General features: G+C 56.6%; 24 protein-coding genes and 1 tRNA gene. 16 read left to right on the forward strand and 9 right to left on the reverse strand.

Annotation, left to right across the window (positions count from 1 at the left end; all coding sequences use genetic code 11):
• The first annotated feature begins 178 nt into the window (after positions 1-178).
• Together GC165_09140 and GC165_09145 are read left to right on the forward strand one after the other, a co-directional pair.
• Positions 179-892, forward strand: coding sequence for a hypothetical protein (locus GC165_09140; protein MBI1333031.1), 714 nt, complete (start codon positions 179-181; stop codon positions 890-892).
• Positions 889-1614, forward strand: a complete 726-nt coding sequence (locus tag GC165_09145) for a DUF554 family protein (GenBank protein MBI1333032.1) — start codon at positions 889-891, stop codon at positions 1612-1614. The genes GC165_09140 and GC165_09145 overlap by 4 nt, the downstream gene beginning before the upstream one ends.
• Here the strand turns inward: GC165_09145 and lspA are convergent.
• From lspA to GC165_09160, 3 genes are read right to left on the reverse strand one after another with little or no spacing between them, the layout of a single operon-like run.
• Positions 1460-2071, reverse strand: a complete 612-nt coding sequence (gene lspA, locus GC165_09150; GenBank protein ID MBI1333033.1) for a signal peptidase II — start codon at positions 2069-2071, stop codon at positions 1460-1462. The genes GC165_09145 and lspA overlap by 155 nt on opposite strands.
• Complete coding sequence (gene ileS, locus GC165_09155; protein ID MBI1333034.1) at positions 2068-4848, reverse strand: isoleucine--tRNA ligase; 2781 nt, start codon at positions 4846-4848, stop codon at positions 2068-2070. Before ileS ends, lspA begins: the two co-directional genes overlap by 4 nt.
• 35 nt (positions 4849-4883) lie before the next feature.
• The gene (locus tag GC165_09160) at positions 4884-5168 is read right to left on the reverse strand and encodes a zinc ribbon domain-containing protein (protein ID MBI1333035.1); all 285 of its coding nucleotides are present in this window, start codon (positions 5166-5168) and stop codon (positions 4884-4886) included.
• A 41-nt stretch (positions 5169-5209) separates the two neighbouring features.
• Here GC165_09160 and GC165_09165 point away from each other — a divergent pair, with 41 nt between their 5' ends.
• From GC165_09165 to GC165_09200, 8 genes are all read left to right on the forward strand, one after another.
• Positions 5210-5989 carry a hypothetical protein gene (locus GC165_09165; protein ID MBI1333036.1) on the forward strand — a complete coding sequence of 260 codons (780 nt, stop codon included), beginning with the start codon at positions 5210-5212 and terminating at the stop codon, positions 5987-5989.
• Positions 5990-6183: 194 nt separating this feature from the next.
• Positions 6184-7260, forward strand: coding sequence for a gfo/Idh/MocA family oxidoreductase (locus tag GC165_09170; GenBank protein MBI1333037.1), 1077 nt, complete (start codon positions 6184-6186; stop codon positions 7258-7260).
• 14 nt (positions 7261-7274) lie between these two features.
• Entirely contained in the window at positions 7275-7640 is a 366-nt protein-coding gene (locus GC165_09175; GenBank protein ID MBI1333038.1) for a hypothetical protein, read from the forward strand.
• A gap of 19 nt (positions 7641-7659) precedes the next feature.
• Complete coding sequence (locus tag GC165_09180) at positions 7660-8664, forward strand: hypothetical protein (protein ID MBI1333039.1); 1005 nt, start codon at positions 7660-7662, stop codon at positions 8662-8664.
• A 268-nt stretch (positions 8665-8932) separates the two neighbouring features.
• On the forward strand, positions 8933-9478 hold the full coding sequence (locus GC165_09185; GenBank protein MBI1333040.1) for a hypothetical protein: 546 nt from the start codon (positions 8933-8935) through the stop codon (positions 9476-9478).
• 26 nt (positions 9479-9504) lie between these two features.
• Positions 9505-10350 (forward strand): carboxylating nicotinate-nucleotide diphosphorylase, encoded by an 846-nt coding sequence (nadC, locus tag GC165_09190; protein MBI1333041.1) that lies wholly within the window; start codon positions 9505-9507, stop codon positions 10348-10350.
• Positions 10347-11027: a biotin--[acetyl-CoA-carboxylase] ligase gene (locus GC165_09195; protein ID MBI1333042.1), complete on the forward strand. Its 681-nt coding sequence runs from the start codon at positions 10347-10349 to the stop codon at positions 11025-11027. Before nadC ends, GC165_09195 begins: the two co-directional genes overlap by 4 nt.
• A 234-nt stretch (positions 11028-11261) precedes the next feature.
• Positions 11262-12164: a hypothetical protein gene (locus GC165_09200; protein ID MBI1333043.1), complete on the forward strand. Its 903-nt coding sequence runs from the start codon at positions 11262-11264 to the stop codon at positions 12162-12164.
• 83 nt (positions 12165-12247) lie between these two features.
• Here the strand turns inward: GC165_09200 and GC165_09205 are convergent.
• Positions 12248-12322 (reverse strand) — tRNA-Gly (locus GC165_09205).
• Between the two features lie 87 nt (positions 12323-12409).
• On the opposite strand from GC165_09205, the gene GC165_09210 reads away from it, so the two are divergent.
• The gene (locus tag GC165_09210; protein ID MBI1333044.1) at positions 12410-13156 is read left to right on the forward strand and encodes a hypothetical protein; all 747 of its coding nucleotides are present in this window, start codon (positions 12410-12412) and stop codon (positions 13154-13156) included.
• Here the strand turns inward: GC165_09210 and GC165_09215 are convergent.
• From GC165_09215 to GC165_09230, 4 genes are all read right to left on the reverse strand, one after another.
• On the reverse strand, positions 13142-13645 hold the full coding sequence (locus GC165_09215) for a redoxin domain-containing protein (protein MBI1333045.1): 504 nt from the start codon (positions 13643-13645) through the stop codon (positions 13142-13144). The genes GC165_09210 and GC165_09215 overlap by 15 nt on opposite strands.
• A gap of 9 nt (positions 13646-13654) precedes the next feature.
• The gene (locus tag GC165_09220; protein MBI1333046.1) at positions 13655-14656 is read right to left on the reverse strand and encodes a sigma-70 family RNA polymerase sigma factor; all 1002 of its coding nucleotides are present in this window, start codon (positions 14654-14656) and stop codon (positions 13655-13657) included.
• Positions 14657-14776: 120 nt separating this feature from the next.
• Positions 14777-16564: a DNA primase gene (locus tag GC165_09225; protein MBI1333047.1), complete on the reverse strand. Its 1788-nt coding sequence runs from the start codon at positions 16562-16564 to the stop codon at positions 14777-14779.
• The gene (locus GC165_09230) at positions 16533-17390 is read right to left on the reverse strand and encodes a hypothetical protein (GenBank protein MBI1333048.1); all 858 of its coding nucleotides are present in this window, start codon (positions 17388-17390) and stop codon (positions 16533-16535) included. The genes GC165_09225 and GC165_09230 overlap by 32 nt, the downstream gene beginning before the upstream one ends.
• Before the next feature lie 199 nt (positions 17391-17589).
• Here GC165_09230 and trxA point away from each other — a divergent pair, with 199 nt between their 5' ends.
• The 3 genes from trxA to GC165_09245 all read left to right on the forward strand — a co-directional run bounded on the left by trxA (position 17590) and on the right by GC165_09245 (position 20447).
• Positions 17590-17916 (forward strand): thioredoxin, encoded by a 327-nt coding sequence (gene trxA / locus GC165_09235; protein ID MBI1333049.1) that lies wholly within the window; start codon positions 17590-17592, stop codon positions 17914-17916.
• Between the two features lie 67 nt (positions 17917-17983).
• Positions 17984-19663 carry a murein biosynthesis integral membrane protein MurJ gene (gene murJ, locus GC165_09240; GenBank protein ID MBI1333050.1) on the forward strand — a complete coding sequence of 560 codons (1680 nt, stop codon included), beginning with the start codon at positions 17984-17986 and terminating at the stop codon, positions 19661-19663.
• Between the two features lie 10 nt (positions 19664-19673).
• Positions 19674-20447 carry a methyltransferase domain-containing protein gene (locus tag GC165_09245; protein MBI1333051.1) on the forward strand — a complete coding sequence of 258 codons (774 nt, stop codon included), beginning with the start codon at positions 19674-19676 and terminating at the stop codon, positions 20445-20447.
• A 30-nt stretch (positions 20448-20477) separates the two neighbouring features.
• On the opposite strand, the gene GC165_09250 is transcribed toward GC165_09245, so the two are convergent.
• Positions 20478-21029 (reverse strand): sigma-70 family RNA polymerase sigma factor, encoded by a 552-nt coding sequence (locus GC165_09250; protein MBI1333052.1) that lies wholly within the window; start codon positions 21027-21029, stop codon positions 20478-20480.
• Between the two features lie 167 nt (positions 21030-21196).
• Between GC165_09250 and GC165_09255 the strand changes: the two genes are divergently transcribed.
• A complete protein-coding gene (locus GC165_09255) occupies positions 21197-21388 on the forward strand; it encodes a hypothetical protein (GenBank protein MBI1333053.1) in 192 nt (63 codons plus the stop codon).
• A gap of 311 nt (positions 21389-21699) precedes the next feature.
• Entirely contained in the window at positions 21700-22395 is a 696-nt protein-coding gene (locus GC165_09260; GenBank protein ID MBI1333054.1) for a response regulator, read from the forward strand.
• Positions 22396-22510 lie beyond the last annotated feature (115 nt).

The following is a 22510-nucleotide window of genomic DNA, read 5'->3' on the forward strand; positions in this document are numbered from 1 at the left end:
GTTCGAATGGATATTACATTACCTTCGAGGCTTTAGTTCCAACAAATTTCGAAATTTTCAAAAAACTTTTGTCCTGGCAATGTGATCAGGTTCAAGAGCGGTTGGGACTGCCTTGAAAATGGCCTGGAAACGGGTACAACGATCTGTTGATTTTTGATTTCTCGACAGGTGGCGATCGATGAATGTTCGGGCTCTGGCGGCACCGGGCATTGGCGCAGTGAAAGATAACTGGCGGCCGATCGTACTGATTCAGATTTGCTTTGTCGTGTTCGTTGCCCTGTTCTACTCCTTACCCTCGCTCCAGTCCTTGCCGGATCGGATTTCTGATTTTCGAGCCGCTGTGACGAGACCGGTTTTTGTGATCGGATCGATTTGGCTCGTCAGCATTCTGGTTCCTGAGATCGCCAAGCGGCTGACCGGTCAAAAGCCGATTCCGCTAACCTGGAAAGACGTCGTTCTACGAATGGTGTACTTTGCGGTGGTGGGCATGGCGGTCGACTCGCTTTATAACTGGATGGATGTAGCCTACGGAGCGTCGAATGCGGCGCATGGGCTCAATTATTCGGCGGTGGTGAAGAAGATCTTGACGGACCAGTTCGTGTTCTCTCCGCTGGTTTCGATGCCGCTGGCGGCGCTGACGTTTTTATATCAGGACAGCGGATTTTCGGCTTCCTCTTCGATGGACCGCTTGCGGCGCGGTGAGTTCTGGAAACGATTTTTCCCGCTGCTGATGACTTGTTGGATGTACTTTGGGCCGGTGACGATCGCGATGTATTGCCTTCCGGTCGGACTAATTTTTCCCGTGGCAATGACTGCCAACGCGGCGTGGGGCATTATTGTGGTGGCAGTGGGAACACATGGGGGCGATGTGCCGGAGGGAGGAGTGACATGAGGGGAACGCTACTGAATACGGCGACGGTGACAGTGGGCTCGCTGATCGGGCTTGCGATTGGGAAGTTTATTCCGGCCGATGCGCAGGGAATTGCGCTGAACGGGTTGGGGCTTGTGGTGGTGGGCATCGGCGTCAAGATGTTTTTGGGTTCGAAGAACACGCTGATCGTGGCGGGCTCCATCGCGCTAGGCGGCATTTTGGGTTACTTGCTCCACATTCAGACCGGGTTGGACCAATTGGCAATTTGGGTAAAGACCTCGGTTGGTGGCGGCGGTCGGTTTAGCGAGGGTCTGGTGGCGGCGGTGGTGCTATTCTGCGTGGGACCGATGACCATCTTGGGATGCTTGCAGGATGGGCTGGAAGGGAAGAGCGAACTGCTTGCGCTGAAGTCGACGATGGACGGGGTGGCGGCGCTGTTCTTTACGGTCGCCTACGGCGTTGGCGTGCTGTTTTCGGCGGCGTTCGTGCTGATCATCCAAGGCGCTTTGACGCTGGCGGCCAAGCCGCTGTCGTTTTTGCGCGAGGATTCGGAGCTCTTGGCCGAGTTTGAGGGGACAGGCGGGCCGATTATGATTGCGATTGCTCTGTCGCTATTGGATGTGAAACGGCTTCCGACGGCAAACTATCTTCCGGCGCTGTTGCTTGCGCCTCTGACGGTGCTGGCTGTCCGCCGTCTTTCTTCTCGTCGTGCGGGTGCCGAGTCCATGAAATCAGAAGCATAACCATCGCGACGGTGATGCAGGAGTCGGCGACATTGAAGACGGGGAAGTCGTTCATCCGTCCGTGCGTGATGTTGGCCAGGCGAACCAGAAACATATCGGTGACGCCCATGTCGCTGTGGAAGAGCCGGTCGTAAAGGTTGCCGATCGCGCCGCTGGCGAGGAGCCCGAGCGCGACGCTTCCCCAACGAGATTCGTTGGGGTTTTTGTAGATCGAACGGATGGCCACGATGGCGATGGCAATCGCGATGGGGGTCATCAGAAGTGCAGTGCCCTGGAGCAGACCAAACGCGATACCCTTGTTGTAGGTCAGCGTGATCTCGAAGACGCCGGGCCAAGGTCCACCAGGCCAGGATTCGCCGGGGCGGAGCGCGCCACGAACCCAGGCCTTAACGGCCTGGTCGAGGATAACCGTCAGGATGAAGACGGACCAGAAGATAACGAGGCGACTTTTGTTCAAGCGCCAACCGCCTCGCGATCCCGCCGGCTGAGGTAGACCTTTTCGCCATCGACTTCGACCTCTTCGACATCTGGGCGTCGGACGCGGCTACGGACGCACTCGTGGTAAGGCGTTCGTTCGAATCGCACCTCGGAGTCGCCACTGTAGAGTTCGACCCAACTTGTTTTGAAGTAGTTCGCGAGGTCGGCGCGCGGGAACTGGTCGAGCGTCTCCTTGGTTTCGTCGTCAGTGGTGATGTAGACGACAACCTCCTGGGCGTTCTTGATACCATCGGTGCCCTTGAAGGTTTCGAACGCACCGTTGACGGATTGCCGCACGGCCTGGAGGACCGAGAAGCGAACCTGGATGGCGGAAGCTTCGATGTCTTGGAGCCGGGACGAATCAGGTCGGGCGAAGGTCGATTCGTGGACCGAGTTGCAGGGCAGGCCCATCGTGTCGTGCATCTTCTTCCAGGATTCCTCGGCAGTGTGGACGAGGACAGGGGCGACGAGTTGGATGATCGCCTTGGCGACACGGAAGCAGGCTTCCTGGGTGCTTCGTCGGCGGGGGCTGTCCTCCTTATCGCAGTACATATGATCCTTGATTGCGTCGGAATAGAAGGACGAGAGCTGTTGGCGGCAGAAGTTGTGGACGGCCGACATGACGGCGCCGAAATCGAACTCTTCGTAGGAGGCGACGCAGTCGTCGATGAGCAGATCGGTCTGCTCGACGATCCATTCGTCGAGTTCGAAGAGCTGGGCCGAAGCCGAGCTTGGGCGGTAGCCCTTGAGGTTGCCGATGAGGAAGCGAAGGGCGTTGCGGACGTTGCGGTAGCTTTCGCCGAACTGCTTGAGGAGGTCGTCGGAGCAGGGGACGTCGTTGACGTAGTCCGTACCCGCGACCCAGTACCGCACGATATCCGCACCGTATTGGTCGGACGCGGCGACAGGATCGACCACGTTACCCAGTCGCTTCGACATCTTGAGACCTTTGGCGTCGGTGACGAAGCCGTGAGTGAGGACGGCCTTATAGGGCGCGTGGTCACGGGTGGCCTGACCGATGATCAGCGACGAGTTGAACCAACCGCGATGCTGGTCAGAGCCCTCCAGGTAGAGGTCGGCGGGCCACTGCTCCTGCCATTCCTTGTAGACGTTGCCTTCCAGGACGCAAAGCGAGGTTGAACCAGAGTCGAACCAGACGTCGAGGACGTCGGTCTCCTTGGTGAACTCGGTTTCGCCGGTCTCAGGGTGGGTGTACTCGGACGGGAGGATTTCAGAGGCTTCTTTGGTGAACCAGGCATCGGAGCCCTCGCGCTCGACTAACTCGGCGACGAGTTCGATAGCGACGGGGTCCATGACGGGGATGCGAGACTTGGCTCCGTAGAAGATCGGGATTCCAACGCCCCACGGCCGCTGGCGCGAGATGCACCAGTCGGGGCGATGCTTGATCATGGACTCGATGCGGGTTTGACCTTGCGGTGGATACCAGCGCACGGCGTCGATGCTCGTGAGCATTCGATGGCGGAGGTTGTCGTGTTCGAGGTTGACAAACCACTGTTCGGTGGCGCGGAAGATGATCGGCTGGCCGTCGCGCTCGGCGTATGGGTAGCTGTGCGAGTAGTCGTAGGCTTTGAGCAGGGCTCCGACCTGGGCGAGGCGATCGACCACGACGGTATCGCAGTTCTTATAGTAAACGCCTTCGAACTCACCGGCTTCGTGAGTCAGGACGCCTTTCTCGTCGACGGTGTTGGGCACGGGCAGACCGTAGGCTTGGCCCGTAAAGAAGTCGTCGCGACCGTGGCTGGGTGCCGTATGGACAACACCCGTACCGTCTTCGGTGGTGACGTAGTCGGCCATGACGGCGATGCTCGGTTGGTCGAAAATCGGGTGCTTGAACTTCATGTTCTCGAAGTTGATGCCTTCGAGGACTTTGACGACCTTGGGCTCCTCCCATCCGAGCTCGGCTTCGAGCTTGGGGGCGAGGTCTTCCAGCACCAAGTAGTGGTCAAGGCCGACCTTGATAAGGGCGTACTTGAGTTCGGGATGGAAGGCGCAGGCGAGGTTAGCGGGAATGGTCCACGGGGTCGTGGTCCAGATGATGGTGTAAACGTTGTCGATGCCTTCGAAGAGCTTGTTTGGGTCCTCCAGCAAGGGGAAGCGAACATAGATCGCCTTGCTAACGTGGTCGTTGTAGACGATCTCGGTGTCGGCGAGGGCAGTTCGGCTGGTGGGGCTCCAGAGGGTGGGGCGCAGACCTTTGTAGACGTAGCCGCCAAGAACCAGGCGCTTGAAGGTGCGGACGATTTCGGCTTCGAACCGAAAGTCCATGGTGGTGTACGGCTTCTCCCAGAGGCCAAAGACGCCGAGGCGGCGGAACTGGTCCGACTGCACCTTCAGGTATTCGGCGGCGTGGTCGCGGCAAGCCTGACGAAGTTCGGGGATGGTCGGCGTAACCTTTTTGTCGGCGAACTTCTTCATGACGGCCTGCTCGATGGGGAGACCGTGGTTGTCGAAGCCGGGGACGTATGGCGTTCGATATCCCATCATGCACCGGCTTTTCACGACAAAATCCTTGAGGATTTTGTTCATGGCGGTGCCAATGTGGATGGGCGAGTTGGTGTAGGGCGGACCGTCGTGCAGGACGTAGACCGGCGCGGTCTTTCGCGCCTCTTGAAGCCGATGGTAAATCTTCTCGCTATCCCAAATAATTTGAATCTGCGGTTCCAGAGAAGGCAGATTTGCCTTCATCGGTATCGTCGCGTCAGCGTCCGGCAGATGGAGGGTAGCTTTGAAGTCCATTTGAACGCAAAAGTTTACCTTTGCGTGGTTCTTTGTTATTCTTTCGTCTCGACGTTGGCCGGGTTACAGGCACAGGTGGACTGGTCGCCCGTGCATTCCGTCGCGGTGGATTCCTCGGTTTTTGCGGGAGAAGGGGAATGCTTGGCGGAGTCGTTGACGTAGAAACCAGAACCTTTGAACATGATCGCGGTGGGTTGGATCAGGCGTTTTACGGTACCTTGAGAACCACACTTGCAATCTTTTAACGGGTCTTCGGTGATCCTCTGCTCGACTTCATAGACTTCGTTGCAGGCGGAACATTCGTAAACGTAGGTTGGCATAGGACGAAATACATTTTGAACGATTCACGGCGGGGAAGGAAATGGTAGGACCGTGGGGCCAAGTGATCGAGGTCCGGGACCTCGCCAGCATTGCCGCTCTCGCCGTCCTCGAGGGTCTGCTGTCCGCCGACAACGCTTTGGTGCTGGCGATCATGGTCAAGCATCTACCGCACGATCGCCAGAAGAAGGCGCTTCTTTATGGCCTGGGCGGGGCGTTTGTGTTCCGTTTTTTGGCGATTCTGTTCGCCACGATTGTGCTGAAGCAGTGGTGGCTTCAGGCGCTAGGTGCGCTGTATCTGATGTTTGTGACCGGAAAGCACTTCTTTGGGGCGGCGGCGTGTCGAGACGTAAAGCCGGTCGAACGGGGCTTTTGGGCCACGGTGGTCGTGGTCGAGATTACCGACATCGCATTTGCGGTGGACTCGGTTTTGGCAGGCATTACATTCGTTGGCAACGACCAAACGAAGATCTGGGTCGTGTTTTTCGGGGCGATCGTGGGCATTGTGCTGTTGCGGTTCGCGGCGAGCGTGTTCATTCGGTTGCTGGAGAAGTATCCGTCGCTGGACCATGTGGCGTACCTGCTGGTGGGCTGGGTCGGCGTGAAACTGGCGCTGATCTCGGGGAATTCGTGGTCGGAGGCGGACCCGACAAGGTTTCATATTCCCGAGCTTTCGCCGATGCTGTTTTGGACGGTGCTGTTGATCATCGCGATTGTGGGCGGGGTGTGGGCGATCCGACACGAGGATCGGCTTCCTCCGGTCGAGGAGGAGGGTTCTATTGAGGAAGAGCCGGAGCGCGAGGTTTTGGAGCAGGGTCGGTGATGGGCCTTCAGCGGTAAACGGCTTTTGGGACTCACCCGGTTCGCTCACGAGTTCGCTTACCGGCCTCTCTAGCCAGAGAGGCATCTTTTGCTGGCCGAAATTTGATAGATGAGACGATCTCGATCCTAAAGGATCGGAAATCCTTGCGGCGGACTCCAATTTGTTTGGGATAGGGGTATCGTTTGCTTTGGCTTATGTCGAAAAAGTTACGAATTGGAATTATCGGCTCGGGTGGGATCGCCCAGGGCTGTCATATGAGAGGGTATGCCACGATGCCTGATCTTTGTGAGATGGTGGCGGTTTGCGACGTTAACGAAAAGATTGCGAAGGAAGCGGCAGAAAAGTACGGAGTCGGCAAGGTTTACACCGACTACAAAGAGATGCTGGCAGCGGGAGAGGTCGATGCCGTCTCGGTCGCTACTCCTAACAAGTTTCACAAAGATCCGACTATCGACGCTTTGAATGCAGGCGTCCACGTTTTGTGCGAAAAGCCGCTGGCGATGAATGCGGCAGAAGCGAAGGAAATGTGCGCGGCGGCGCGCGAGAGCGGCAAGATTCTGCAGGTCGCGCTCCAGAGCCGATTCAGCGGTCCGGGCCGATTCATGAAGTCCTACATCGATGAGGGCAACATGGGTGACATTTATTTTGCGCGCGCCCAAGCTCTGCGCCGACGTGGCGTGCCCCACTGGGGAGTCTTCATCGACAAAGAAAAGCAGGGCGGCGGTCCCCTGATCGACATCGGCGTCCACATCCTCGACTTCACGCTGTTCCTGATGGGCTACCCGAAGCCGGTGAGCGCGAGCGGTAAGACTTGGGACATGCTGGGCAAGAACCCCGAACTGACCAACAACTTTGGCGAGTACGACCGATCGAAGTTCACGGTTGAAGACTTCGCAGTGGGCCTGATCAAGTTTGACAACGGCGCGGTGGTCTCGCTGGAGAGCTCGTTCATGGCGAACATCGGCGACGGTGACTCGATGCGGACACAACTGTTCGGAACCAAGGCGGGCGCAAACGTGAAGATTTGGGGCGACGACCCGATCGAAATCTACACCGAGAGCAACAAGCAACTCTTCGATATGAAGCCGCGCAACGTGCCGCACGTCGAGTCGGCGCACACGGCCGAAGTGGTCGCGTTTGTGAACGCGATTTTGGAAGGGAAGGAGTCGCCGGTGCCCGGTCTGAACGGACTGATCCTCAACGCGATCTTCGACGCGCTCTACAAGAGTAGCGAGACGGGCCGCGAAGAGTTGGTCGACGTCTCGTATTGAGGTAACTTATTAACGTGAAGGCATGGACCGCTGTTCCCATCGTTCTCTTTGTTCTGATCGCATCGTCGGGATGTCGATTTAAGAGCCCAGAGAGCTTCCAGAGTGCAACGACGAAGATCGAATACCCCGCGACGATTAAGGGTGATAAGTATTCGAACGGAGGCGAAGCTAGCGCTACCGGAGGAACCAAGGTTACGACCCAATACGGCGCAGGCGCCAAGACGGGGCCGGGCACGACGATGGACACCCAGCGCGACCAACCGGCTATGGGAACCGGCACTCGACCGGGTGAAAACCCTGGCGTGGGAACGCCGAACGGACCGGCCTATCAGGGCAATCCGAGCGACTTCCAGGCCTCGACCGGCGGCAACCGAGGTTAATTTCTAGGACATCTGAACCATGGCTCGATTGGGACTCATGGGCTGTGGTTCGGTGGCCGATTTTGGGCATTTGCCCGCTATTCAACGCATCCCCGAATTGGAGATTGCGGCTTTGTTCGACCCGGTCCCTGGGCGGGCAAAAATGTACGCAGAGAAGTTTGGCGGGGTCCCTTTCACTAGCGAAGAAGAGTTCTTTGCCAGCGGCCTCGATGCGGTTGTGGTCGCATCCCCGCTTTTCACCCACCACGATAACGTGATGCAGTGCGCCGAGCACGGCGTTCATGTGCTGTGCGAAAAGCCGATCGCCACCAACGAGGACGAGGCGGCGGACATGATCGCGGTGATGGAGGACAGCGGGAAGGGGTTCTTTGTCGGGTTTGTTTACCGATTCAGCCATTCGGCGCTTCAGCTCAAGCATTGGATTCAGGAGGGCGTGATCGGGAAGGTGAAGCACCTCCGAATGGTTTATATGTGGAACCTGCACGGCCAATGGATGCAGGACGGAAAAGGGAAGTGGATCGTCAGCCCGATGTGGGAGGGGCGAATGATCGAGGGCGGTCCGTTGATCGACTGCGGCGTGCATCAAATCGACCTTTGCCGATGGATGACGGGCTTGGAGATCAAGTCATGGGATGGGTTTGGGACGTGGGTTTCCAACTATGAGGCGCCGGACCATGTGGTGGCGCACCTTCAGCTTGAGAATGGTGTGACGGCTTCGATCGAAGTGAGCTTTACGTATGGGCACACCGTTCGTGATCCGCGGTCGGTGTTTACGTACGAAGTGATCGGTACGGGCGGGTTGGCGCGGTTTGACCGCGATGGGTATCTACTGGAGGTTCGAGACGGTCAGGGTGTGCATACGGTTCCAGGGTCGGGCGAGAAGAACTTTGACGGGATGTACCTTCAGTTCGCCGAGTTTTTGCGCACCGGGCATACAGGAGATTTGGCGACGCCGCAGGATGCGATGATCGCGACGGAAATCGCGGTGGATTGTACGGATAAGGCAATTCAGAAGCGGGGCTAAGAGTTTGTTTGGCGGTCGTAACGACCGGGTCGCCCCGATTCCGTTTCACTCCATTTCCCTCGCTTTGCTCGGCGGGGTCTTCGACTTCGCTCCTCGGACTTTTCAGCTATGACGGCTGTCCAGGGGTCTACGTTTCGCTTCGACGCCCTGGCTACCAGCTATGACCCGCTGGGTCACGGGAGTCAAGCGAGATTGGGTGGAACGGGGATGAAGCTGGAGAAGCTGGGACTATCTGGCTAGTCCGGTGGCTTAATGATACAATGCGATTATGAAAGCGTGGTTTTTGATGCCCGTTGCTCTTCTCGTCATTGGCTGTTCGAGTTCTTCTGGTACATCATCCGACACGCATACGATTGGCGATGCGATGTCTTCGTCCAGTGATTCGAGCGGAACCAAGGATGCGGCCAATATGGAGGCGGATAAGACGCGTGAAAAATCGATGACGGGCCCAGACGCGGCGTCTACTTCGGGCGAGAAGAAGTTTGAGGACGACGTTTTCAAGGTGCCGATCTATGCGGGCGCAAAGGAAATGCCCTACACTCGCCTCATGATGGATACGGACGCATCGAAGAGCTATAACTGCACTTTTCAATCCAGTGACGATCCCGACAAGATCGCCGACTTTTATAAGACGGAAGCGGCCAAGGTCGGTAAGGTGGTCGATTTGTCGGTTGGATCGAAGCCTGGCACTGGTTTTCGGGTGGTTGCGGCCGATGTAACTGACAACGAAAAGCTTCAGATTCAGATCATGAAGAATCCGAAGGATGGCATCAGCGCTATTTCCATGCACTACATTATCACGAAGAAGAAGTAGCCGGGCCGCGCAAGTAAACTAAGGGCATGAGCGTTTGGCTACCTCCGGTGCCGTATGGTTGGGAGGACCTGGTTAGCAATGCCCTTTGCGAAGACATTGGGACGGGCGATGTCTCGGCGGCGAATCTGCCGCATGGCCGCATGGCGGAATGGTATATCGAGGCTCAAGGCTCGGGCGTGGTTTGCGGACTTGGCATCGTTGAAAGTCTGATGCAACCGACGGAGGACAACGAATCCATCTCCTTTTTTGCTCGCGACGGCGATGAAGTTGTGCCAAGCAAGATCGTGGCCAAGGGCGTTTTGGCAGCCTCGGATGCTCTGCAGTACGAGCGAACGGCTCTCAACTTTTTGATGCATATGAGTGGGGTGGCGACGGCGACTCACCAGTTTGTGGAGAAGGTGGAGGGCACCAAGGCGCGGATCGTCGATACTCGGAAAACCCTGCCTGGTCTGCGGCTCCTGCAGAAGTATGCAGTGCGATGCGGTGGCGGGGCCAACCACCGAATGGGGTTATACGACGCGGTGATGATCAAGGACAACCACATTCAGGCGCATGGCTCGATCACGAATGCGGTGACGGCGGTGAGAAGCGGGCTTGGCCATATGATTAAGATTGAGATCGAGTGTGAGACCGAGGATCAGGTTCGTGAAGCGCTGCAGTCTCGGTGCGAAGTGGTGATGCTGGACAATATGGTTCCGGCGGAGATGGCGCAGATCGTGCACCGATATGCAGGACAGGCGGTTTTTGAGGCAAGCGGAGGGGTGAACCTGGAGACGGTTCGGGAGATCGCGGAGACCGGTGTCGATGTGATTTCGGTGGGTTCGATCACGCACTCGGTGCCGTCGCTGTCGTTCCATATGGAGCTTTCGTGACCCTTTCCGGTCCGGTCGTCTACCTGCCTTCGGTTCACTCCACCCAGGATGAGATCAAGAAGACGTTGACCGGGCTGGTATGGACAACGGACCAAACGGCAGGACGTGGCCGATTCGACCGGAAGTGGCATTCAGAGGCGGGGAAGGGGTTGGCGGTGTCGATCGCGTTTCCCGAATATCGGGGTTTTGCGCGGCCTTATCTGATCAGTATGTGGATCTGCCTGGGGCTGGCTGAGGAATTCGGGCTTCGGATTCAGTGGCCCAACGACTTGGTTTTGAACCGAAAAAAGGTGTCGGGGGTGCTGACGGAGGTGGTGGACGAGGTTCCGGTTGTCGGGATTGGGATCAACGTTGGGCCGATGACTTTTCCTGAGGAACTGTCATTGCGGGCGACGAGCTTTGCCAATGAAGGGCACCTGCTGGCGTCGGTCGAGGATGTGTTTTCGCGGTTTTTGTCGGTCCTGGAGCGGTTACCTGCGGTGCCTTCGACGTGGGCCGGAGTGGAGCCGACCTGGCAGCGGTTCGACGACACGGAGGGGAAGGTTTTTCGTTTGCACGACGGGCGCGTCGGGATCGCGCGCGGGATTTCGTCGGAAGGCGAGTTGATTTGGAGCGGGGATGGCGGGGAGCAGAGGGTGCCCTTTGCCGAGGCGCTGTGGGGCGTGAGCGCGAGTTAGGGTTTTAACTATCTGCATAGTCTTCGTCTACGGTCTACCCGAAGTTAGCGGAATTTAGGTTTTGGTTCCTTAGCCTCAGAAACTCAGCTTTGGCCATAGTAGTCCTGGACTCCTTCCTCGGCACTGAGTCAGAGACAGCGCGACCCCTAAGCTGTCAGGTCCATTCTCATCTGCAATTGCAATCAATATTGAATGCCCGGGCTCGTAGAGGGCCATTCGGATAGAATGACTATATTGATTGAGGGTCCGTCTTTCGAAATTATTGGTAAGACTGCGGATGTCGCGCACGAGGCATTTTGGTGGCATCGCGGGTACAGAGAGTTCTTTGAGGACCTTGGAACTCCAGACGGCATCGTTGATAGGGCTTATGCAGAGGCTGGCTCTCATAAGAGTTCGATTTGCCGTTCCATCCTTAAGCAGTTGTGCCGTTCTGGCCCACCTGGAATTCCCGTGGCATGGAAGATTGTCTTTGCAATCCGCGATATGTCAGGGCCAGTTCATACAGATAATTGCAATGAAGAAGCATTTAGAAGGAAACACGCACGCCTACTCGAATCTCTTGCTGGAAAGACCGATGAAATTGACTTCGCGGCAAAGGCAGCGAAAGAAGAGGCGGACATCCAAAGAGCCTTTCAAACTCGGTCAACGGAACTTGGTCGAATTAGAGATCGCTTTTGGGAGCTAATGACTGATCCTGATGTCGATAAGCAAGGCCGAGGTTATGAGCTAGAACGAATCGTGGGGCGTCTGTGTGCCGCTCATGAAATCCCCTATGAAAAACCCAAGAGCTTGCCGGGACAGCAATCGGACGGATCAATAAAGTTTGGTGGGAAGCACTTTGTTCTGGAGACAAGGTGGCGCAAAGAAAAGGCGGAATTTGAGGACATCAGCAAATTGAGTGCCAAGGCCCGTGCGAGAACTGTTGGAACGCTTGGGCTGTTTATCTCAATGGAAGGCTTTACCAAGAATGGGGTCAATTTGTGGCTTCAATCGGGCAATCAACGAGACTGCATATTAGTACATGGCGGAGAATTCGTGAAAGTAATTGACCAATTCATTGCCTGGCCAGATGCGCTCAACCAAATGATTGACCAGGCGGCTTCTCATGGAAAGGTCCTTATTGAACTTACAATCTGAATTCAATAAGATGGACCTGTTGAATAATGGTGGCTTGACGGTTCAGCGAGAACTTGCGCTAACCCAATCCTGAAAAACAAAAATGGAGCGGGCAACGAGATTCGAACCCGCGACCTACTCCTTGGCAAGGAGTCGCTCTACCACTGAGCTATGCCCGCTCGCGGAAGTTAAATTATACCCATCAAATCTTTGACGAAGGGAAGATTGGCGGCTCATTTTGTGATGAAATCTCGTCTATTACTAGGATGACCCCTGAGCTAACCCACCTGATTTCCATCGTCGACGAAGCGGGCCGAAACGCGCTGGAGATGAAATCGGGGAGGGTGGTCGAGTTCAAGGGCGACGGCTCGCATGTGACGAACGTCGATCGAGAGACGGAGCTTTGGTTGAAGGCGCGACTGCTTCCAGATTGGAAGGGGACGACGATGTGGGGCGAGGAGTTCGGCTTTGAGCCGATGGGCGAGAAAGGGCTTTGGCTGATCGACCCGATCGATGGAACCTCGAACTTTGCGCATGGATTGCCGCTTTGGGGAATTTCGGTGGCGCTGATGGACCACACGGGGCTTCAGTTGGGCGTTATTGTTCTGCCCGAGCTTGGCGTGACCTTGTCGGCAGAGCGCGGCGGCGGAGCGTTTTGGAACGGTGAGCCGATGCCGAAGATTGCGGCGGGCGAGATCGCGGTTTCCGACCTGGTGAGCGTCAACGAGACGTTGGCGAAACAGAAGGAATACGCGCTTTTGGGCAAGTACCGGCTCAGTGGGGCATTTGTCATCGACGGAGCCTTTACGGTGAAGCAGTACTACCGGGCGCTATACGGCGTCAATGAGAAGCTTTACGACATTGCGGCGTCGGTGCTGGCGGCGCGCGAGCTTGGCGCGGAGATCAAGTTTCTAGACGGGAGCGACTTCAACGAGCTCGACTGGGCACAGGACGTCAACATCCGCAAGCCGTGGGGCATGTTTCCGGCGGGAAGCAAGCTACTTCGTTCGTAGCAGGCGGGCGATCTCTTCGCCCGGAAGGTTATCGGCGATGTCCGAAGCATAGTGGGCGAAGCTGACCTCGCCATCGGGATCGACACGGAAGACACCAGCCATCATCCACGGATCGTTTTTGAGCATTCCGGCGCGGTGTCCAGCTTTGAATGCGGCGATGGAACGTCGGGCCACCGTGGGACTGACGATTTGGCTGACGCTACCTCGACGGAGTCCGAACGCTTCGTAAAGCTGCTTGTTGGGGTCGGAGATGATGGTTTGAGGGATTTCCATCTTCGACTTGAATTCGGCGGCCTCGCTGACCTTGCCCATCGAGACAAGGACGATGTTTTCCTGCTTATACGGGCGTAGACCCGCGATTTGCTCGCGGCAGAACATGCACCCGAAGTGGCGCAGGAATACCAGCACCAAGGGGCGATCCTTGTAGAACTCACTAAGATCGCGAGTTTTGCCACTATCGAGCGTCACTACGATTAACGGCGCGTGCATCCTTTGTTTCTACGCGCAGTTTGCCGAATCGTCAAGCAGTTCTTTTAACGGTTTGATTCTCGATGGGTGTTTGAGCTTCTTGAGGCTCTTTTGCTCGATCTGTCGAATTCGCTCGCGGGTCACACAGAAGTGCCGGGCAACCTCTTCGAGAGTGCGAGGCAGACCATCGGTGAGACCGAACCGGAGCATGACGACTTCTTTTTCGCGCTCGGTGAGGGTGTCGAGGATCGACTCGATCTGGCCCCTGAGCACGGTTCGGAAGGCGGCGTCCATCGGCGTCTCCTGGTTGTTCTGGATGAATTCGCCCAGGGCCATGTCTTCGGCGTCGCCGACAGGCGAGTCGAGAGAGATGGTGCCTTGGGTGGCGCGATTGAAGTCTTGAAGACGGTCGACGCTGATGTTCAGCTTATTGGACAGTTCGCCGAGGGTGGCCTCGCGTCCGAGTTGCTGCTGCATCTGACCGGCGACCTTCATCATTCGGTTGACGGCTTCGAGTGTGTGGACGGGAACGCGGATGGTTCGGCCGTGGTCACAGATCGCTCGCGAGATGCCTTGGCGAATCCACCAAGTGGCGTAGGTGCTGAACCGGAAGCCGCGGCTGGGGTCGTATTTTTCGACCGCGCGGATGAGGCCCATATTTCCTTCCTGGATGAGATCCTGGATGGACAAGCCGCGTCCAACGTAGCGTTTGGCGATGCTCACGACCAGTCGCAAATTCGACTCGATCAGAAGCTTTTTGCAATCCTCACAACCCTGAGCGGCGTGGTTCGAAAGTTCGAACTCCTGCTCCGGTCTGAGCAATGCGATTCTTCCGATCTTGCGGAACCACATGTGAACAGAGTCTTCATAACCCTCTTCGAGTTCGTCTAAGAACTCCTGCGGCTCGCCTTCTTCATCGAAGATGACCGGCTTCTGCCTTTCCAGATTCTCAAGCGCAATCCGTCTGGCAGGGCATCGAATGAAGTTCAGTCCGATGACTGCTGGTTCCCTTGGCCCTTCTTGTTCCGACATAACGTCAATAAATCCGTAACTTCTGCTATCGGCGGAAACCGTTAGAAAAGTGTAAATTCATCTTACGAGATGTTGCACGGATTTCAGCGTCAAATTGGAACTTTTTTCGATAAATCTGTGTTATTCGTCGATTCCCTTGCGGTTCTTCAGTTTGTGGAAGTAGTCCCGTAGCGCGTCGTCGTCGGTCGCATCGATCTTCTCCTTTTCGAGGTCCAACTCGCGGTTTTTGGACTGCTGTTGGAGGGAATCCACGGACTCTTGGACATAGGTGTCGTTGAGTTTTTCGACGCGGATGTCGAACTCTAGATCGGAGAACACTTGGCGCTTCGTCTCGTCCTCAATCTGCCCCAGCCATTGCACGGCGGGACCGGCGGGAGCGACTTCGCCGAAGGTTTCGAAGAGAACGCGCGCGATCTCGGAGCAGGTGCGGGTGACGAAGAGGGATGCCTGCTGGATGAGAGGCCAATATTTGGCACGGTAGGTCTCTTCGAGCAGGGCTTTGAGGAAGACGGCTTCGGCGGGTTGGACTTCGCGGACGATCGGCTTGGCGCTGGTACCGGTCTCCTGCGCGCGAGATTGGCCCCTGGGGCCCTTCTTGCGCAGACCATTGACTTCGCGTCGTAATGCGCCTACGGCGGCGGAAGGGCTCTTCAGAGTCGGGTGCTGGCCACCAAGGCGGAGGAGATGACGTTCGAGATCAAGCTCGGATGGGGCAGCGGCGAGGAGCTTGGGAACTTCGCGCCAGAATTCGTCGGATTCGATTCCAAGGTCGGTTTCAAGGCGTCGGACGCGGAAGTCGAACGGCGATTCGGCTTTGGCGATAACCTCACGGATGGCATCGGGGCCGCGGGACTTGAGAAGAGTGTCTGGGTCGTCGCCTTTAGGCAGGAGGGCGATCTTGCAGGGGAGTTCGGCTTCTTCGAAGAGCTCGATCGCACGGGCGGCGGCCTTTTGACCGGCAGAATCACCATCGTAGAGGATCGTCACGCGGTCGGCAAAGCGCTTCATCAGCTTGACCTGGCCCTCGGCAAGGGCGGTGCCGCAACTAGCGACGGCCTCGGTCACACCGGCGCGGTGGCAGGCGATGACGTCGAGATAGCCTTCGACGAGAACGGCGTGCCCGTCCTTCATCATCTTATCCTTGGCGCGGTGGATGCCGTAGAGGACCCGGCTCTTGTTGTAAAGCGGGGTTTCGGAGCTGTTGATGTATTTGGGGTGGCCGTCGCCGAGGATGCGCCCACCAAAGCCGACAAGGTCGCCGCGCTCGTCGCGAATAGGGAACATGACGCGACCACGGAACTTGTCGCCGTAGCCCGAGTTGGGGTCGCCTTGAGTGAGGAACAATTCGGCGGCCGTGGCGAGGGATTTGCCTTCTTTAGAGAGATAGATGGCGAGAGCTTCGCCGACATCGGGTGCGTAGCCGAGCTCCCAGGTGTCTCGGATGGCGGCATCGAGTCCGCGGCCATCGAGGTAGGAACTGGCTTGGGTGTTCCGCTTTAGCTCGTTGCGGAAAAAGATGAGGCCGGACTGCATGACGGCGAGCTGTTGCTCGCGCAAGGTTTTGTCGACCTTGGGGCCATCAAAAGATTTGGAGAGGACAACGCCGGCTTGATCGGCAAGCTGTTTGAGGGCTTCGCGGAAATCGAGCCCTTGGGTCTTCATGACCCAGGTGAAGATGTCTCCGGCTTCGCCACAGGCGAAGCACTTGTAGCGCCCAGTGGTTGGGCTGACGTTAAAACTCGGGGATTTGTCGTCGTGAAACGGACAAAGCCCCGAGTAATTTTTGCCAGATCGTTTGAGACGAACGCGCTGAGAGACTAGCTCGACAATGTCGATTCTTCGTCGTATCTCGTCGCGATCATCATTCAATTCGTCCTTACTGCTTACCGGCTGCGACCACGATGCCAGTTACGACATGGGCCTTCTTACTGCTGAGCTGCGTCAGTCGGAACGCAACGCGCTGTCGGGTCAGGAATCGGACGGTGAAGTTGTTTCCGCTGATGTCATAGCCATCTGGCTCCATCGACGGCGCATATGCCTTCATGACTTGCGAGAAGGTCGAGCCGAAGCCGACGCCTCGTCGGGTCTTGATGCGCTGATTTTGGAGACCGATCGCCTCGATCTGGATGACTCGATCAAACTTGTCGATGACGAAAGCGAGCTTACAACCGTTTCGAGTGTAAGACCAGCGGGTGAAGACAGCCGCTTCGGTCGCGCCGGTTCCCGTGCCGCCAGGGCCAGAACCGCCCGCACCAGGAGCGCCCGTGGGGCCACCTGTCGGTGCGCCGGTCGGACCTCGTCCGCCTTGTCCAGGAGCCGCGGTCGGACCCGACATACCGGGACCGCCCTGAGGACCCTTCTGCATATCCGGCAAGGTGTCGCCGAATGTGCCCGGGATCAAACCTCCGGGAATAAAGGAGTCGGCCGATCGCGATGTACCGCCGCTGCCACCCGAGTTACCGGCTGCGCTGGGGCCGCCTCGACTTCCGCCAGGGGCACCGCCAGGGCCACCGAATCCTCCTGGAGGACCACCGGCACCGGGGTTCGACGTGCTCGTCGAAACGCTGACTGTCGTGATGCTGTCGGGGTTACCGTACAGCGAGATAACTCGAAGTCCGCTGTCGTAGAGCTTCACACCGAGAAGTCCGGTCTCAGGACCGCTGTACGATCCACTCGACTTCTTCTTCTGAGACATGCCGGCATCGGCGTACGATGCGACAAGGACGGAGCTCACGGCGATTGCGGTGAAAATCTTTAATCCTTTATTCAAACCTATCTGGCCTCCAAAGTGACATTTAACCATGTCTACGGTTCGAAAGTATAGACGCAAGCATGCCTGAAGGGGTTACCGGGGCGAGAATTTTTCCTAAAGAAAGTGCGCACGCGACGGGTACCCTAAGCGTATCAACAAATTGGAGTAACCACATTAACCTATGGCAGCAGAATTAGCAATCAACAGCAGCGCAGAGTTCCAGGAGAAGGTCCTGGGATCGGACGTCCCCGTCCTCGTCGACTTTTGGGCTACGTGGTGCGGCCCCTGCCGAGCCATCGCTCCGGCCGTCGAAGAACTGGCGAGCGAGTACTCGGGCAAGGCGAAGGTCTTTAAGATCGACGTCGACCAGGTTGGCGAAATCGCCCAAAACTACGGCATTATGAGCATCCCGGCGCTGTTGGTGTTCAAAGGCGGCAAAGTGGTCGACAAGCAGGTCGGCGCTGGCCCGAAGGCTCAAATCGCGGCGCTCATCGACCGAGCGCTCTAAATATTTGGCGTTTTAAGCATAATTAGTACGTCCGTAACACCCCTTACGGACGTATTTTTGTTGATCCATGCCCGACGAACCATTCGCCAACGAACCAGAGTTGACTGAACCCCAACCTGAAGAGTCCCATTCACAAGTCAACGCCGGTGTCGCAAAAGCGGGCGGCATCATGGTCTTCTCCCTGTTGATGAGCCGCGTGCTCGGCATCTTCCGCGACATCATCATCACCTATATCTTTGGCATCAACGCCCACATGGACGCATACCGACTGGCGTTCATGCTCCCCGACGTGCTGTTCTATTTGATTTCGGGTGGCGCGCTGAGCTCCGCGTTCATTCCGGTCTTCACCGAGTATTGGCATACGGGGCGGCAGAAGGAGGCGTGGAAGGTCTTCAGCGGAGTGATGTGCACCATCTCGCTGATCTTGCTTCTGTTCATTCTTGCTTGCGGTGTGTTTGCCGATCCGTTGTATCGATACTTCCTCGCGCGGGGCTTGCAAGACAAGAGTCTGATTCCCGAGATCGTCAGCATGAGCCGGATTCTGTTGCCGGCGCAGTTCGCATTTTTCATCGGCGGTTTGATGATGGGGACGCTGTACGTGCGAAGGGTTTTCGCGATTCCCGGGCTTGCACCAAACATCTACAACATCGGCATTATCTTTGGCGCGGTCGTTCTTTCGCGATTCGTCTCTCAGCCGCTTCAGGGCATGTGCTGGGGCGCGGCAGGTGGCGCCATCCTTGGCAACCTCTTGATTCCGTTCCTCCAGATCCGAAAGCTGGGAATGGAACTCCACTTCAAGTTCTTCCTTGAGCACGAAGGCGTCCGGAAGGTCTTCAAGCTGATGCTCCCGGTCATCCTTGGGCTTTCCTTGCCTGCAGTTTTCGGCATGATCATGCAGGGCTTTGCGACGTATTTTCCGCGTGGCACGAACTCGATTTTGGACTTGAGTACGAAGCTGATGCAGGCTCCGCTGGGCATCTTCGGCCAGTCGTTGGCGATTGCCGTATTCCCCGTCCTGACGCAGTTCTACGCCCAGGGCAAGATGGACATGTTCAAGTCCCAGCTTGACCGAACGATGCGAACGGTCATCTACATTACGGTTCCGGTCTCGGTTCTCATGGCGGTTTTGGCCCCTCAACTTTCGGTTGGCTTGTACCTGAGCCGGAAGGTGCCGATCGAGCAGACGGAGCAGATTGCGGTCTGCCTTCAGATCTTCTGCATCGGAATTTGGGCCTGGTGTCTGCACCCAGTGCTGATGCGAGCCTTTTATTCGATTCATGATACGAAGACCCCGGTGATCATCGGTACGTTGACGACGGCGGTGTTTGTGGGCCTGCTGATGGTCCTGATGAAGACGCCTTTGTCTTACAAGGCATTGCCACTAGCCGGGTCCATCGCTCCGATGCTGATGGTGATGGCCATGTGCGCGGTCGTATCGAAGAAGCTGGGCGGATTCGACTACGTGGGCGTATTCCGCACGCTTGGAAAGGCTTTGGTGGGTTCGATCAGCGTCGCCCTGGTCTGCGCGTTGCTCGCGTGGACGCCGTTGCTGGACTACCTGATGAACCACGGGCCGTTTGCCCATCAAGTTTGGTGGCACAAGGTCGCTACTCTGCTCATGGTGCTGATCGGATTCTGCATCGCGATGTGGGTGTACTACTTCGTGACGAAGGCGATGAAGATGCCGGAAAGCGAGTACTTTGATCGCATGATGAAACGACTAGAGAGAAAGCGAGCCGCCGGGTAGCCTTCTGGTCATGCTTCCGCCGACCCAACGGTTCAGCGACCGAGTGGCAGACTATGTTCGCTACCGACCTTCGTATCCTGCCGATCTGGTACGCCGCATTATGGAGATTGGCGGACTGAACGAGGGCTCGGTTGTAGCAGACGTTGGGTGCGGGACGGGCATTTTTGCTCAGCTTCTGCTGGATACGGGCGTAAAGGTTTTTGGCGTCGAGCCAAATGCCCCAATGATGGAAGCGGCGGTCAATCAGTTGGGCGGCTACCCGAAGTTTGCCATGCTGAACGGCACGGCAGAGGGCACAGGCTTAACGGCCGACTCGGTCGATGCGATCACGGCGGCGCAGGCGTTCCATTGGTTCGACCAAGAACCGACGCGGGCCGAGTTTCGGCGCATTTTGAAGCCTCGCGGTTGGGTATTCCTGCTTTGGAACGAACGGGACGACAAAGGAAGTGAGTTCTCGCGGCTTTACGAGCAGGCTCTGCTCGACTGTGCGCCGGAGTATGCGAAGGTCGGGCACCGAAACACGCCCGACGATGATGTCTTGGCCTGGTTTCAGAATCCCGCGGCGACATTAGAGCGGTTCGATAACTCTCAATTTTTGGATTTGGATAGCTTCTTGGGTCGGGCGTACTCGTCGAGCTATGTGCCAGCGGCGGGAACGGCGGAGAGGGAAGCGATCACGGCGAGGTTGACCGAGGTGTTTGAGCGTTGTCAGAGTGACGGGCTAATCGAACTGAAGTACGAAACGAAGCTGTACTACGGGCAATTGGATTCTTTGTCCGCGTAGCTCCCTCGAACGGGAGCTACGCTGAACGACCTAAGCAGGGACGCCGCCAGAAAAGTTGCTGACGGACATCAAGCGTTTCAGATGAACGCATAGCCGATGAACTCTGGAACGAGCCGCACCGGTTCGGACGCCGAGTCGCTTGCCGATTTCTGCATGGGGCAGTCTTTCGACATAGGCGAGGCGTAACAGTTCTTGAGCCTGAGGCTCGAGGGTGGACAGGGCGGCTTCCAGCGCAGGATTGTTAGTCCCTTGGGTCAGCAGCTCTTCGACGAGTTTGTTGGGGTCGGCAAATTGCTCGAGCCCGCCCTCCTCGGCAAAAAACGACTCGCTGAGCGCCTGGATCCGGCGTCGCTCCTTCCGTTTCGTATCCACGAAAACGTTGTGAACGATGCGCATGAGCCAGTTGTCGAGTTTTGCTTCCGAGTGACAAGTGTCAAACGCGATGTACGCGCGCAGGAATGCTTCCTGGGTGACGTCTTCGGCTTGATCACTGTTGTTGCAGAGCCGTTTCGCAAAATTGAACATCTTGGGATAGGACTCTTTGTAGACTTGTTCGAAGTATCGATCCTTCGTCTCACTCATGATTAGCTCCTTAAGCAAACTCACTAGGGGATGATTCCCCTACTTGAGTTGACATCTATTAAAGCGATGGCGTTCGGAGTCCGTGCATAGAATAGGAAATTTGCCTGTTAGAATTTTGTTAGAATCGTCAGATTTGGAGGTGAGCCGACGTGGTCAGCAATATGGAGATGACGAAGTCCCTCAAACAACGCCTCTTGTGGTCGATGGTGACAGCGGCAGCCGGTGTTCTCGTATCTTACGGCGTGTCTCGGCTTAGGTCAAAGATGCTCGGCGAGAGTCGTCATGACCGCGACGAGCGAATCCTTGGCCGAGCGCTGATCGACTCGATGGATTGCAGCGACCCAGTGGCTAAGTACTAATTTTTCTTTATCAGGTTGCTCTGACAATCGACAGGAGGATGAGTGCAACTTTGACGCTCGAATGTTGATAACGATTTCGCGGGATTCCTTTTATGGGCCGCAATATGAGCGGCAGGCAGCTTCATAAGATTTCTATATGAGAGGTCGGCGGGCATCATATTGTCGTCGATGACCGACCAAAATAGAGAGGGACGCTGGTCGTTTAAGGCTCTATATTTCAAGATTGCGAGCCTAATCTCGTTCGGTTTTCAAATGAAAATTGTCGAACCAGCGTAGTTAGAAACACTATGGACGATTCAGCCGCGAACAAGATGAAGGGCTCGATCTTGGTGATCGAGGACGACCCAGCTATTCGCCGGATGCTTAATATTGCGTTCCAGGACACGGGTCTCAAAGCCATTGAAGCAGAGACCGGTCAGGACGGGATTAAGGCGGTCGTCCACCATCAGCCCGATTTGATTCTGCTCGACATTGGCCTACCGGACATTTCCGGTTTGGAAGTGGTGCAGAACGTTCGGACCTGGTCTAAAGTGCCGATCATCGTGTTGAGCGCGAACGGCCAGGAAAACCTGAAGGTTGAGTGTCTTGAGTCTGGTGCCGACGACTATGTGACGAAGCCGTTCGGAGTTGCCGAACTGCTGGCACGCATTCGAGTCGTGCTCCGGCGTGAAATCGCGGCCAAGAGCCCGACCGACAGTCCGGTCTTTGTGTCCGGCAGTCTGAAAGTCGATCTGGCGGCCCGCGAAGTGTTTTTGGCCGGTGAACGAATTCGCTTGACTCCGTTGGAGTACAAGCTCCTGACGACGCTGATCAAGCATGCAGGGAAGATCGTCACCCATCGGCAGCTTCTTTCTGAAGTATGGGGTCCAGACTACACCGAGGAGTCGCAGTACCTGCGGCTTTACATCGGGTACCTACGTAAAAAGCTCGACGATGGCGCTTCGTTCATCGTCAACGAGCCGGGTGTGGGCTATCGACTTTTGCTTACGGATTCCACAGCAAACTAGTTTATTAATCGATTTGTTGGCCGGATGTCTCCTTCTCGGAGGTATCCGGCCTTCTCTTTTTCGGTACGAGTACCAGAGATTCGGTTTGGATATGCAAATTAGGTTGTATTCATAG

The organism is Armatimonadota bacterium (assembly GCA_016125185.1).
GTDB lineage: Bacteria > Armatimonadota > Fimbriimonadia > Fimbriimonadales > Fimbriimonadaceae > Fimbriimonas.

Excerpts from the sequence above, each read along its gene's own strand:
- trxA (MBI1333049.1), top strand. The coding sequence starts at position 17,590 with ATGGCAGCAGAATTAGCAATCAACAGCAGCGCAGAGTTCCAGGAGAAG.
- GC165_09250 (MBI1333052.1), bottom strand. The coding sequence starts at position 21,029 with ATGAGTGAGACGAAGGATCGATACTTCGAACAAGTCTACAAAGAGTCC.
- murJ (MBI1333050.1), top strand. The coding sequence starts at position 17,984 with ATGCCCGACGAACCATTCGCCAACGAACCAGAGTTGACTGAACCCCAA.
- GC165_09140 (MBI1333031.1), top strand. The coding sequence starts at position 179 with ATGAATGTTCGGGCTCTGGCGGCACCGGGCATTGGCGCAGTGAAAGAT.
- GC165_09215 (MBI1333045.1), bottom strand. The coding sequence starts at position 13,645 with ATGCACGCGCCGTTAATCGTAGTGACGCTCGATAGTGGCAAAACTCGC.
- GC165_09185 (MBI1333040.1), top strand. The coding sequence starts at position 8,933 with ATGAAAGCGTGGTTTTTGATGCCCGTTGCTCTTCTCGTCATTGGCTGT.
- GC165_09160 (MBI1333035.1), bottom strand. The coding sequence starts at position 5,168 with ATGCCAACCTACGTTTACGAATGTTCCGCCTGCAACGAAGTCTATGAA.
- GC165_09180 (MBI1333039.1), top strand. The coding sequence starts at position 7,660 with ATGGCTCGATTGGGACTCATGGGCTGTGGTTCGGTGGCCGATTTTGGG.
- GC165_09210 (MBI1333044.1), top strand. The coding sequence starts at position 12,410 with ATGACCCCTGAGCTAACCCACCTGATTTCCATCGTCGACGAAGCGGGC.
- ileS (MBI1333034.1), bottom strand. The coding sequence starts at position 4,848 with ATGGACTTCAAAGCTACCCTCCATCTGCCGGACGCTGACGCGACGATA.
- GC165_09170 (MBI1333037.1), top strand. The coding sequence starts at position 6,184 with ATGTCGAAAAAGTTACGAATTGGAATTATCGGCTCGGGTGGGATCGCC.
- GC165_09220 (MBI1333046.1), bottom strand. The coding sequence starts at position 14,656 with ATGTCGGAACAAGAAGGGCCAAGGGAACCAGCAGTCATCGGACTGAAC.
- GC165_09165 (MBI1333036.1), top strand. The coding sequence starts at position 5,210 with ATGGTAGGACCGTGGGGCCAAGTGATCGAGGTCCGGGACCTCGCCAGC.
- GC165_09245 (MBI1333051.1), top strand. The coding sequence starts at position 19,674 with ATGCTTCCGCCGACCCAACGGTTCAGCGACCGAGTGGCAGACTATGTT.
- GC165_09145 (MBI1333032.1), top strand. The coding sequence starts at position 889 with ATGAGGGGAACGCTACTGAATACGGCGACGGTGACAGTGGGCTCGCTG.
- nadC (MBI1333041.1), top strand. The coding sequence starts at position 9,505 with ATGAGCGTTTGGCTACCTCCGGTGCCGTATGGTTGGGAGGACCTGGTT.
- GC165_09260 (MBI1333054.1), top strand. The coding sequence starts at position 21,700 with ATGAAGGGCTCGATCTTGGTGATCGAGGACGACCCAGCTATTCGCCGG.
- GC165_09255 (MBI1333053.1), top strand. The coding sequence starts at position 21,197 with ATGACGAAGTCCCTCAAACAACGCCTCTTGTGGTCGATGGTGACAGCG.